Source organism: Desulfoluna sp. CYM3A (assembly GCF_056829965.1).
In genome coordinates, this window is the sequence record NZ_CP186556.1 from 5147463 (window position 1) to 5157743 (window position 10281).

Genomic DNA, 10281 nt, shown 5'->3' on the forward strand with positions numbered 1-10281 from the left:
TATGCAATTCCGTCTCGGTTCATGAATCACGTGGCCAGCAATCACATCGGCGCCATGCCCGCGTCTCTGTTCCCAACCTCCTCTGCTACGGCCTTTGCGAGCCGCCTGACCATCGTCTCCCCGGCCCCCCCGGAAAAATCCAACCGCCCCAGCAAACGCTGAGAACGAGAGCATCGCTCCATGTGATCGTAGACTGCATTGTCTGCGGCAATACGCGCTGAAACCGCCGTATTCTGAGCGTCCAGCAGGGTAATCACCGCCACGGCCCCTTCGGCGTAAGCGTCGGTGACAAGGGCAAGGTTTTTCTCGGCGGCATCCCGGGAGGTGGCGGCCAGCCCGATGGTGGCCCCGGTGGCCTGGACCGCGTCGGCGGCGTCGGTGATCTGCTCGGCCAGCACCGTCATGAGATAACGCCGCTTCAAAGAGAGGGCCGAGGTCTCCTCGGCCGCCTGCCGCAGGTCGGCCAGGCGCTCGCCCCCCGTGGCCAGGGGAAAGCTCGCCTGGATGGCCACGTACCACTCCTTCTCATCATAATTGGGCAACACCCGATCGTAACCGCCCCGGTAGGAAAAATCTCGGTGACAGCTCCCCTCGGGCCGCCTCCGGAAGGTAGAAGGCACGCCGAGCCCCCCGGACACGGCGACGGCCCGAGGTCAGGGCATGGTCCACCTGGAGAAGCTCCGGCGAGGCCTCCCGGCCCACGTCCACCAGGGAGGCCACCAGGGCCCCGAACTCCGTGGGCCGGTCCAGCATCTCCCGGAACGCCGGGTGCACGGTCAAAAGAACCGCTTGGTCTGCCTCGCCGTTCAGGGTGTCCACCGTATCGGTCACCTCCATGCCACACAGCCGCTTCAGGGCATTTGCCGCAAACCGCACCTGAACCCGTGCGTTGAGAAGCTCCGTGCGATTGCTCGCCACCTCGCTCTCCCACCGGAACAGCTCCGACGGGTTAAGGGCCCCCACCTGTTTCCGGGCACGGGCCCTCTCCAGGTTCTCCTGGGTCACCCCCAGGTTTCCCTTGCGCACGGCTGCCAGGCTGCGCGCCTTGAGCAGGTTGATATAGGCCTGGCCCGCGGCCAGGGCCTTATCCAGCTCCCGGGCCTTCTGCTCCGCCTCCCGGGAGAGCTGAAAAGATTTTGAAGCGCTGTAGCCGCTCAAGGCCGCTTCGGAATAGATCACCTGGGTCAGGGTCAGGCTGCCCTTGACGGTATCTTCGGACTCCGTGCCCCGGCTCTTCTCCGCGCTGTTTTCGTCGATGCGGATCCCGGTCACCGACGCCTCAATGCTGGGCAGCAAGGCGGCCAGCACCTTCTTGGACTCCTGTGCCCCGGCCTCCACCAGACGGGCCTCCGAGGCCAGGTCGGGGTTGTACAGCCGGGCCCGTTCCATGGCTTCCGCCAGGGAGAGGAGCACCGGCTCCGGGCTCTCTTCCCCCACCTTTTCCGCATAACGGTACAGCTCCCAACGCGGCGAAAAGTCGATGGCCTTTGCCGTTCCCACATGAATCACCGGGGTTCCCTCCACGGCCCACTCATCCCGGTCCGTCCCCACCGTCTCGCCCCGGGCCATGCTGTACAGGGTCAATGCCGTCCGACGGGCAAGACGCCTGGTCTCGCCCTTGGGCACCGACCCGAAGAGAAGCCCGGCCTCCACATCCTTTTTTCCCCCCATGGCATAGGAGGGGCGCTTCCCGGCCCTGAGCTCTGCCGCCACCCCGGCCATGGCCGCTTCGGACATCCCGGGAAACGGGGAAAAAATCACCCCGCCCGTTTCGTGCCGCACCGCCTCCCGCAGGGCATCCCCCCGCGCAGGGACCGTGCGCAGGGTCCAGGGCACCTCCTGCAAAAAAGGAACGGTTCCCAGAAACGCCTCGATGCGGGGAAGGATGAGCCGGGCCTGCTCATCCACCAGAACCGTCACCCGGGGCACTGTCACTGCCCCGAAAAACTGCCCCAGCCCCGTGCGGATCAAAGGCCCCACCACAATGCCCCGGAACCCGGGGACCGAAGCCTCCGGACGGGTCAACAGGTGGGTGGCCAGCACCGGGGTGTTCCACCGGGTCCTCTCTGCAGCAACCCCCGAGGCCACGTACCCCAGGGCCACACCCAAGGCGACCTCACCGTCGGCCTCCAGGGCGTCAAAGGCCGAGGCCATGCCCTCCGGGGTGGGCTCTCCCCGCCACACCTTGCCTTCGGGGAGTACCAACTCCATCTCCGGCCCGGCAAGGGTGGCAAGTTCGTGTCGCACCCGCGTGAGCAAGGCGTCCTGGGAAGGTGCAGCACCTCCGATGACAACCCCCACGACCCTGCGCACCGGCGCCGCGTGGGGCACAGACGCCCCAAGGAGGATCAGCCAGACCAGCACCCACCCCGCCACCCTCTTTCCCCCGCTCCCTGCCCACCGCCTCCCCCCATGACCCATCAAAGCCTCCTTGCCACCTCTCGGTGGTCCGGGGCCGGCAGGCCCAGGACCTGTGTCATGCTCTCGGCCATGTAGCTGGCCGTGGCCGTTAAAAAAGGTTTATCGTACCCGGGCAGGTCAAAGGCCATGAGCACCGCCTCCCGCTCCATGATGTAGTACTGGATCTGGGCCATGACGCTGACGTACCAGTACTGCACAAAGGAGTCACCGACCCCCGGGACATGCTCCCGAACAAAGGTCCTCAGTTTCTGGGGCTCCTCCAGCCGCATGAGGGCCCGCGACGATTTGGGGTGCAGGTCCATGCGGGACCGAACCATGAGGATGCCGTACCATTCGGGCACCCCCGGCCCGAGCAGGGCCAGGAGGCACCGGTGCATCATGTACCCCATCACATCGGACACCTGCTGCGGCGTGGTGTACTCCCCGGTGTCCAGGGTGCCGAACAGGCCGGGCAGATCCAGTTTCTCCTCCATGATGTGACGGATACACGCCAGGTAGAGTCCCTCCTTGTTGGTGAAATGATAATTCACCGACGACAGAGAGGTCCCCGCCTCTTTGACGATTTCGCGGATACCTGTTCCGTCGAGGCCCTTTCTGGCAAACAAGGCCCCTGCGGCATCGATGATGACCTGACGGGTCGACTTGAAAGGCAGCATAACGGGTCCCTTCTCCGGCATGGCGGCGTGCCCGTCCCTGCGGACAAAAAAGAACACGTCATCCGGCAAACTCGGTTTTTATGAAAGAAACAATGTTATAGGAGATATACGAACGTTCGTTCGAATGTCAATATTTATTCGCAGGTAACAGACAGGAGAGAAGGATTGGAAAACATGGGAGAAAGGGACGACCGGACGTAACCGCGGGGCGAAACGCGCCGGTGGCCATAAAAATAAAGAAAGAATCGATGGTAACTGTTCACCTTGCCTCCGGCGGCAAGGTGGGGGCACCTTGAAACCCTATGGCGAATGCATGAAGGCAGCCATTCTGCCTTCGTTATCGGGGCATTCGCGTGTTGTGTGACATCCGGCAACCGTCTTTGCAGGAGAGGCCCGTTTCATTCTTCTAAAAACACGATGCAGAACTTTTGGGATTCGCTTGACTTTAACCGGAATAACTCCGGCGGGGCGCTTTATTGAAAATCGCCGCAAAAAACATTCCTGAATGCCCCCGTGCTTCGCCGGAGTCTGGAAATGATGGTTTAAAACCTGTTTGTCTGACGTTCTAAAAGTTTGGCCCCCGGCAGGGCCGCCGGAGGCGCTTTTGAGCGAAATCGTTACACCACCGCTTTCGCGAGACCGATTCAGGTCCGGAGGGTGGCCTTCAGGCGGTTGGGATGCAGGAGAAGGTCCAGGGCTGCCAGTATATCCGGGCACACGATGTCCGCGGACATCAGGGCAGGGGAGGCCGCCCCTTCCGGCCCTGTAACAGCTATGCCCACACAGGCCAGGCTCAGCATGCGGCAATCGTTGCGGCCGTTGCCCACGGCCGCCACCGAATCTGCGCCCAGGGTCTGCACATAGGTGGCCTTCTGCTCCGCCTCTTCCCCGGGGGTCAGGACGGTGAGAAACACGGGCCAGTCGGCCAGGGCGTCCCCGGCCCGGCCAAAGGTGTCGGCGGTGACCACGTGAATGGTCAGGGACCCGCTCAGGGCCTCAATACGCTCCCTGACCCCCACCAGGGGTTTCCCGTCCAGGGCAAGGGTCCCGTTGTAGTCAAGGACCAGGTGAGAAACGGCAATATCGGAAAAACCCGGAATGGATTCGTTGATCATGGAAACCCCCTCGCGTCGATTTTTTTGGAAAAAAGTGCTAAGTATGCGCCCATGCACTCCCTGAAGGTCACAGGCCATGGGCCTGGACGGCTCTTAAGGAGACGCGGCACGGCTATCTGCCGGGATGCTTATACCATACACCACCCTGGAGGAAGAATGAACAACCCGTTGATCAGCGTGATCATCCCCACATACAACCGGGCCTGGGCCCTGGCCGACGCCGTGGATTCGGTCCTGGCCCAGGACTACCCCGAGGTGGAACTCATCGTGGTGGACGACGGCTCCACGGACGAGACACCGTCCCTGCTGGCAGCCTACGGGGACGCTCTTCAGGTCATCACCCTGGACAACGGGGGCGTAAGCCGGGCGCGAAACCACGGGATTGCCGCAGCACAGGGGGAATATATCGCCTTCCTCGATTCCGATGACCGGTGGCTGCCGGAAAAGCTCTCGGAACAGGCCGCGTTTTTCAAAGCCAACCCCGAGGCGCGGATCTGCCAGACCGAAGAGCTCTGGATCCGAAACGGAAAACGGGTGAACCCGTGCAAGCATCACAAAAAACCCTCCGGGGACATTTTTGAGGCATCCCTCCACCTCTGCCTGGTGAGCCCGTCGGCGGTGATGCTCCATGGCACCCTCTTCAAGGAGGTCGGCCTCTTCGACGAGACCCTTCCCGCCTGCGAAGACTACGACCTCTGGCTGAGGATCGCCTGCACAACCCCTGTCTACACGACACCCTCCCCTTTGGTGATCAAGCACGGAGGCCACGAGGACCAGCTCTCCAAAACCCCGTTTCTGGACCGGTTCCGTATCCAATCCCTGGTGAAACTGCTGAAGAGCGGCGTCCTGTCCACGGCCCAGGCCGAGGCGACACGAGCTGTTTTAGAGAAAAAGGGGCGGATCTACGCCGGAGGCTGCCGAAAACACGGACGGGACGAGGAGGCCGACGCCATCACCCGTCTGGTTAACCAGACGATCCCGACAAAAACCATCTAACCCCCTCTCTTTCTTAGCCTTTATCCTTGATTTACCCTTCACCCTGCTCTAACATAATACCGAATTCATTCATACAAACAGCGTTCCACATCATGACCTTCACTCCCCCCCCTGAATGTCACGGGAAAGGTCTCCAACCCAAGGAGGATCACCCAATGATTCGATGGATAGCTGCTTTTCTCCTGGCCCTTGCCCCCATGCAAGCGGCCCATGCCATGGGCACCATGCCCGGCGAAACATTTACCCTCAGCCCCTCCGACTACCGCTGGACCTATCAGGACACACTGCACATCACCAACCCCGAGGACGGGGTCACCCTCTCCTGCAACCTCTTTCTTCCCGAGCCCAAGGTGCCGGGGGAGACATTCCCCGCCCTGGTGATGCCCAACAGCTGGCTCATGGAAGAGCACGAGTACTGGGTCCAGGCCAAAAGCTTCTGTGAGAAAGGCTATATCGTCCTCTCCTACAGCGCCAGGGGCTGGGGCCAGTCCGAAGGCGTGGTGAACGTGGGAGGTCGAAAGGACACGTCCGACATCACCACCCTCATTGACTGGCTCACGGCCAACACACCGGTAACCGGGGTTGTGAAGGCTCCGGACGGAAGCGTCGCTGACGACTCCGACGCCAGGATCGGCATGTGCGGCATCTCCCTGGGCGGAGGCCTCTCCCTCATGGGGGCCGCCTTCGACACCCGGGTCAAGGCGGTGATGGCCATGGTCCCCTGGGGAGATCTGGTGGACTCCCTCTACCTCAACCAGAGCCCCAAGCCGGTCTGGGTCAAGGTGATCCTCGTGGGCATGGGCGACATCGCGGCCAACCTGGACCCTGAGCTCAGCATCATCACGGACCAGCTCTTCAACCATGAGCACGAGGCCCACTTCGATACCCTGCTTCCCTGGGCCCTGGACCGCTCCCCCGTCAATTTCCTGGAGCGATTCAACGATGAGGACCGGGACCTGGCAGTATGCATCAGCACCAACCTTCAGGATTTTCTGTTTACCCCCAACCAGATGCTCCGCTTCTATTACGGCCTCAACGTCAAGGCCAAGCGCATCGACTTTAACCGGGGGATCCACGCCTCAACCGAGGAGCGCGACAGCCATGGCCACACACGCCGGAAACCGTGCCTACGCCTGGTTCGACGAGCACCTCAAGGAGATGGACACAGGGATCATGGACAACCCGCCCATCTCCATCGACAACAAAAGCTCCACAGACCGCCACTACCTTGATCACCTTTACATCAAGGACATCAACGGCACCCACCTCGAAGGCATCTCACGGCCCCCCATAGAAAACGACATCGTCCCGGAGAAGCGCTACCTCACCCACCGGCCCTGGTACAGCTACAGAGGGGGACTGGCAACCCACGCAGGGGATGAGTCGGATACCATCTCCTCTGGCCTTGTTTCGGGCCTCACCCTGGGGATCCCCCTGCTCAGCTCTCTTTTGGAGGCCCACACCCAGGCCCTGAACATCACGGCCAGCCTGCCGCTTTCCAGCCGCAGCAAAGCCATCGTCTTTGCCACGGAACGGGTGAGCACAACCCGCACCCTGGCGGGCACCCCAACCCTGAGCCTTACCCTCACACCGTCTGCCCAGCGGGTGCAGCTCATCGCCCACCTCTACACCGTGGATGCCCTGGGCATCGGGACCCTCATCTCCCATGCTCCCCTGGTCCTGCTGGAGTCCGACCGGCTCATGCCCAGTGCGGAGCCGGGCATGGCCAAGACCTACGAGTTCAACTTCATCACCACCGCAGCAAATGTTCCCAAGGGCCACCGCCTGGCCGTGGCCATCGACACCTTTGACATCTCCTACAGCAGGCCTTCGGACGAAGGATTCGACATCACCTTCCATTACGGAGAAGGCTCGTTCCTCGAAATTCCGTGGCTGCAGTAAACGGCCCTGTTTAAAACAGCCTCCGGCGGCCCTGCCGGGGGCCAAACTTTTAAAAAGTTTGATAAACAGGTCTCAAGTAATCATTTATAGGCTCCGCCGAAACAATTCCGACATTTTCTTAGAAACGTTTTTTGCGGAGCTTTTTTTCAAAAAAGCGACCCGCCGGAGGCAACTGAATAGTTACAAAAAGTTTAACAAACAGGTCATAAAAAAATATATGCATAAATGCCGTTTTAAATGCGGATGTGATTTGCCCCAGGAACGAGGGGCAAATCACATCCGCTACCTGCTTTCAAGGTGGCACACCTTGCCGCCGGGGGCAGGCGTTTGAATCGTCACAAAAAAAGCGCCGCTGCAATCTGTCTGCAGCGGCGCTTATCATGTGTGAGCCTGCCTCGTTTGTTTTCCCTGCCCGGGCTTTTTCCCGGGAGCCGTCTCCGGCTATGCCCCTTGAAGATGGGCCTCCAGAAAATCCATGGTCTCATCCACGCCTTTCCCCTGGTGCACCACGCCGTTCAAGGCCTTTACGAGGAGGGCCGGGTTCTCGTCCTGGAAAACGTTGCGGCCGATGGAGAGGCCCGCACCTCCGGCCTGGTTGGCATCGTAGACCATCTGCACGATGTCCCGGTGACTGGACATCTTGGGCCCTCCGGCGATGACAACAGGGATGCAGCAGCCGTCCACCACCTTGGAAAAGGTCTCGGGGGAGCCGGTGTAGGGCACCTTCACCACGTCGGCTCCGAGCTCTTCGGCCAGGCGCGCCGAGTGCTTCACCACCTCCACGTCGTACTCGTCCCGGATCCCGGCCCCCCGGGCGTAGACCATGGCCAGGAGCGGCATACCCCAGGAGGCGGCCTCGGAGCTGATGCGGCCGAAGGACTCCAGCATCTCCATCTCCTTTTCGTCCCCTAAGTTCACGTGGATGGAGATGGCATCGGCACCCAGGCGGATGGCGTCTTCCACGGAGCCCACCAGGGTCTTGGCGTTGGGGAACGGAGAGAGCACGGTGCTTGCCGAAAGATGGATAATGAGGCCGATATCGTTGCCGTGGCCCCGATGGGTCCGGCGCGGCAGTCCTTTGTGCATGATCACGGCGTTGGCGCCGCCTTCGGCCACCTTGTCCACGGTGCCCTTCAGGTCCACCACCCCATAGATGGGGCCCACGGTGACGCCGTGGTCCATGGGGACGATGATGGTTTTTCCGGTGTTGCGGTTGAAGACGCGTTCGAGTCTGATGGCTTTTCCAAGAAGCATGGCTCCTCCTTCATCGGCTCTGCAGGGTTGATCTTCGGCGGCGGCTGGTGGGTGTGTGGTTTTTAAAAACAAAAAAAGGCCGCCGGCTTGTCGTCGCCTGCGGCCCTTTGCTTAGTCGTTTTGGTTGGTTCAATACGATCGGCAAACACCCCAGGCGCAGGTAAAAAACCAGAAAAACCAAAAAAATGCGCGGGTGTGGGTGAGTGATCGATTCATGAACAAATGTGTTACCAGAACACCGTCCCCCTTGTCAAGCAGGGGTTATACCTTTGATCCACCCTGACCGAAAAAACCTTAAAACTGTTGCTATTTAGAGTTGCCGAAGCGCCCCACCGCCCCTACCAGGCTGACGATGCGCTCCCAGAGATTTTTCCGGTAGACCACTTTGAGGTAGAGGTTCCCGGGCCGCCCGCCCCCTTTGCCCTCTTTTCCCATGCCGGTGAGGCGAATCTTCTGTCCTTCCCGCACGCCGGGGGGAATCTTCACCACCAGTTTCTTTCCCCGGGCCTTGTGAAAGTAGGCAAAAGGGCCGCCGGAGGCCGCCAGGGCTTTTTCGATGGTGATGGTGTCCATGACGTCCCCGCCCTTTTTGGACCCCTTGGAGAGAAGGGAGCCCAAAAGGGAGGCGGCCTGTCCGCCTAAAAACCCGCCACCGCCTTTTTCACCCACGCTCCGGGGGTCACCGCCCCCCGAAGACCTGAAAAAAGAGCCCTTCATGAAAAACCCGGGCCGTGAGGCATGGAAGGATTTCCAGCCGCTGCCGTAAAATTCCTTGAAGATGGCATCGCCCCCCCGAAACCCGAAATCCTTGGCCAGCTCCTCGAAAATGGCATGGATGTCCGTGCCCTTGAAGATATCCTGATCGGTATAATCCTGGCGGAAACGATGGGCGGCACCGGAGCCGTAGGAACTGCGCATGGCGTCGTAATTGCGCCGCTTGTCCGGGTCGGAAAGGACGGCGTAAGCTTCGTTGACAGCTTTCATCTTCTCCGCAGCCTCGGGGTTGTTCCGGTTGCGGTCGGGATGATGAATCAACGCGAGCTTTCGATAGGCATCGCGGATGGTGTTCGCGTCGGCGTCCTTGGCGACGTCGAGGGTGGCGTAGTAGTCGGTCTGTTCCATGAACCTGCTTATAAAAATAGTCTTATTGGGAGATGCGCTCTTCCACGTCCTCGAACTCCGGAAGCAGCTTCTCATCGATGATATCGCCTTCAATCTGCTTAAGGCTCTCGTCGGTCACCAACACCTTGCCCTCTTCGTTGATCACCGTGTTGTTGTCCAGGATAATCAGGCCGGTCTTCTCCATCACCCGGTTGCGGTAGTTCCACCGCTGCTCCATCTGGTATTTCTGCAGCTTGAATTTCCAGAAAAGCCAGAAGAGAAGAAAGATGAGGGTTCCGGCCACCAGGGCGCCCAGGCCGATGAAGAGGTAGTAGGCGGTGCGCTCCCCCACATGGCCGATGGTGGCAAGGATCACGTCGAGCTTGTAGAGCACCACCGAGCCGAGCCCGAGGATGAAGATGCCCGCCAAAGCCGGGAGCTGATGGATCACAGAGACAAAGCTCTGAAAGGTGCGCCCCAGGTTTCCGCGCCCGCGTCCCTCCTCCTCGCCGTCTGCCCCCTCTTCCGGTTCCATGTCCGGGGCATTGCCGAAAAGATAGAAGTTGAAGCCGATGACCACAAGGCCGATGAGGAACACCATGACAAGGGGGGCGATGAAGGAGACGAAGAAGTATTGTTTCCAGGGGAAGGGGCCGCTTTCCGGGCCGATGGAGCCGATGAAGTGCGCCACAAAAATGACGAATTCAATACCCGAGAGAAGAATAAAAAAGGTATTGAAGTACTCTTTTATCTCTTCCGCATCAAAGAGTGAGGCCACCCCGATGCGGTTTCTGTTTTCTGATTCCATGTCAACAACCCCGTGGTTCTGAGCGCCA

10 protein-coding genes are annotated in these 10281 nt (G+C 60.5%); 3 read left to right on the forward strand and 7 right to left on the reverse strand.

The window, feature by feature from the left end; all coding sequences use genetic code 11:
- Positions 1-41: 41 nt before the first annotated feature.
- The 4 genes from ACOYW1_RS26085 to ACOYW1_RS26100 form a co-directional block, all read right to left on the reverse strand.
- Positions 42-542 carry a TolC family protein gene (locus ACOYW1_RS26085; RefSeq protein ID WP_482420302.1) on the reverse strand — a complete coding sequence of 167 codons (501 nt, stop codon included), beginning with the start codon at positions 540-542 and terminating at the stop codon, positions 42-44.
- On the reverse strand, positions 529-2421 hold the full coding sequence (locus tag ACOYW1_RS26090) for a TolC family protein (RefSeq protein WP_482420303.1): 1893 nt from the start codon (positions 2419-2421) through the stop codon (positions 529-531). The genes ACOYW1_RS26085 and ACOYW1_RS26090 overlap by 14 nt, the downstream gene beginning before the upstream one ends.
- A complete protein-coding gene (locus ACOYW1_RS26095) occupies positions 2421-3077 on the reverse strand; it encodes a TetR/AcrR family transcriptional regulator (RefSeq protein ID WP_482418378.1) in 657 nt (218 codons plus the stop codon). The genes ACOYW1_RS26090 and ACOYW1_RS26095 overlap by 1 nt, the downstream gene beginning before the upstream one ends.
- A gap of 644 nt (positions 3078-3721) precedes the next feature.
- Positions 3722-4192, reverse strand: coding sequence for an HAD family hydrolase (locus ACOYW1_RS26100; protein WP_482420304.1), 471 nt, complete (start codon positions 4190-4192; stop codon positions 3722-3724).
- 156 nt (positions 4193-4348) lie between these two features.
- On the opposite strand from ACOYW1_RS26100, the gene ACOYW1_RS26105 reads away from it, so the two are divergent.
- From ACOYW1_RS26105 to ACOYW1_RS26115, 3 genes are all read left to right on the forward strand, one after another.
- Positions 4349-5188, forward strand: a complete 840-nt coding sequence (locus tag ACOYW1_RS26105; RefSeq protein WP_482420305.1) for a glycosyltransferase family 2 protein — start codon at positions 4349-4351, stop codon at positions 5186-5188.
- Between the two features lie 155 nt (positions 5189-5343).
- The gene (locus tag ACOYW1_RS26110; RefSeq protein WP_482420306.1) at positions 5344-6420 is read left to right on the forward strand and encodes an alpha/beta hydrolase; all 1077 of its coding nucleotides are present in this window, start codon (positions 5344-5346) and stop codon (positions 6418-6420) included.
- On the forward strand, positions 6362-7090 hold the full coding sequence (locus tag ACOYW1_RS26115) for a CocE/NonD family hydrolase C-terminal non-catalytic domain-containing protein (RefSeq protein WP_482423826.1): 729 nt from the start codon (positions 6362-6364) through the stop codon (positions 7088-7090). The genes ACOYW1_RS26110 and ACOYW1_RS26115 overlap by 59 nt, the downstream gene beginning before the upstream one ends.
- 441 nt (positions 7091-7531) lie before the next feature.
- On the opposite strand, the gene ACOYW1_RS26120 is transcribed toward ACOYW1_RS26115, so the two are convergent.
- From ACOYW1_RS26120 to ACOYW1_RS26130, 3 genes are all read right to left on the reverse strand, one after another.
- Complete coding sequence (locus ACOYW1_RS26120; protein ID WP_482420307.1) at positions 7532-8344, reverse strand: 2-amino-3,7-dideoxy-D-threo-hept-6-ulosonate synthase; 813 nt, start codon at positions 8342-8344, stop codon at positions 7532-7534.
- Positions 8345-8650: 306 nt separating this feature from the next.
- A complete protein-coding gene (locus tag ACOYW1_RS26125) occupies positions 8651-9466 on the reverse strand; it encodes a DnaJ domain-containing protein (RefSeq protein ID WP_482418382.1) in 816 nt (271 codons plus the stop codon).
- A 22-nt stretch (positions 9467-9488) separates the two neighbouring features.
- The gene (locus ACOYW1_RS26130) at positions 9489-10253 is read right to left on the reverse strand and encodes a hypothetical protein (RefSeq protein WP_482418383.1); all 765 of its coding nucleotides are present in this window, start codon (positions 10251-10253) and stop codon (positions 9489-9491) included.
- Between the last annotated feature and the right edge of the window lie 28 nt (positions 10254-10281).